1 protein-coding gene and 1 rRNA gene are annotated in these 1,483 nt (G+C 64.8%); one reads left to right on the top strand and one right to left on the bottom strand.

Annotated features, from left to right (window positions below):
- Positions 1–69, bottom strand: a 16S ribosomal RNA gene (locus ABGB08_RS54550); the annotation flags it as partial.
- 781 nt (positions 70–850) lie between these two features.
- Between ABGB08_RS54550 and ABGB08_RS54545 the strand changes: the two genes are divergently transcribed.
- Positions 851–1,363 carry a transposase gene (locus tag ABGB08_RS54545; protein WP_347608494.1) on the top strand — a complete coding sequence of 171 codons (513 nt, stop codon included), beginning with the start codon at positions 851–853 and terminating at the stop codon, positions 1,361–1,363.
- Positions 1,364–1,483 lie beyond the last annotated feature (120 nt).

Raw genomic sequence — 1,483 nt, 5'->3', positions numbered from 1 at the left:
CCGCTCGACTTGCATGTGTTAAGCACGCCGCCAGCGTTCGTCCTGAGCCAGGATCAAACTCTCCAAAAAATGCTTGAAAAGAAGATCTCCAGCTGAAACATAATGTTCAACCAAAGGAATCCGTCAACATGTGACGGGGTTGTGCATCATGCACTGGCTTTTAGCACACTGTTGAGTTCTCAAGAAACGGATCGTTCCCCCGTCTCCGGGGCAACCCCTCTAACTTACCCGCTCATCCGCTTCGTGTCCAATCACCCTGTTTGGGGTGTTTGATCACATCACGAATGACTCGTACGGTTGATCAGAGGATGGCCCGGGATCCGGCCACCTTTCGGCCACCGCGCACTCCCGGCGCGAAGAGAACATTAGGCAACCGTTCCCCCCTCGTCAAATCGCCGCTCCGCACCCGAATTCGCAGGTCACACCGCCTGCAAAGGCCCGGACCGTCAACTCCGCTACGAGACTGTTACCGAGAAGCCGCAGAAGGCCCCGTCCTTCAGGGCGGGGAGGCATGCGGTCCCCGGCAGAGGATGGCCCGCCCTCAGGCGGGGCAGCCCGGAGCGCGGAGCCGGGACCGGTCAGGGTGAACGGCGCTGTTGTTCGATGGGGCGGCCGATGATCGAGGGTGGGGCGCTGCTGCGGGAAGCGGAGAAGTAGGTTCTTCGCGGTGGCGCGGCATCGCGTCGTCGAAGACATTCCCGTGAGGTTGCGCCGATATGTGGTGACAAGGACTGGATGAACGTGGGGGGAGTGTCGGCGATGCGGATATTCGGCTTCCGCTGCCATCGGCCACACGCTAGTGTGTTCGAGCCGTGACGGTGTGTGGCCGGTGCGGGGAGGGGGCCCGGGGGTGAGGTTGCGCTACAACTACCGGCTCTACCCCGACGCCTCCCAGCGTCAGGCGCTGGCCAGGTTGTTCGGCTGTGTCCGGGTGGTGTGGAACGACGCGCTGGCGATGCGCAAAGCCGCCCGCAAGGCCGGGCAGCCCTGGATCGGCGGCGGAGATCTGCAGAAGATCTGCATCACCGCGGCGAAACGGACGCCGGAGCGGGAGTGGCTGGGTGAGGTGTCCCCGGTCACGCTTCAGCAGTCGCTGCGCGACCTGGACCAGGCGTACCGGAATTTCTTCGACTCGGTAAGCGGGAAGCGTAAGGGCCCGCGGGTGGGGTTGCCGGTGTTCAAGTCGCGCCGGGACCGGCGGCAGTCGGCCCGGTTCACCCGCACCGCCTTCCGCCTGCCCGGTGACGGGACGCTGTATCTGGCCAAGATCGGGAGAATCGAGGTGCGCTGGTCCCGGGAGTTGCCCGCGGCGCCGTCCTCGGTCACGGTCATTCAGGACGCGGCGGGCCGCCATTTCGCCTAGTCCGAAAACAGGACCTCAGCTGGGCAGGCGGCAGCGTCCGGCGGCGGGATGTGATGCCGCCGGTGCAGGCGGGAGCGGTCGGTCAGCGGGTTGGGGTCACCGGTAGATGGTTCTCATCGG

The sequence above is a fragment of the Acrocarpospora sp. B8E8 genome (assembly GCF_039871605.1).
Taxonomy (GTDB): Bacteria; Actinomycetota; Actinomycetes; order Streptosporangiales; family Streptosporangiaceae; genus Acrocarpospora; species Acrocarpospora macrocephala.
The sequence above is the reverse complement of the archived record's forward strand: the minus strand, read 5'-3'. Positions and strand labels throughout refer to the sequence as shown.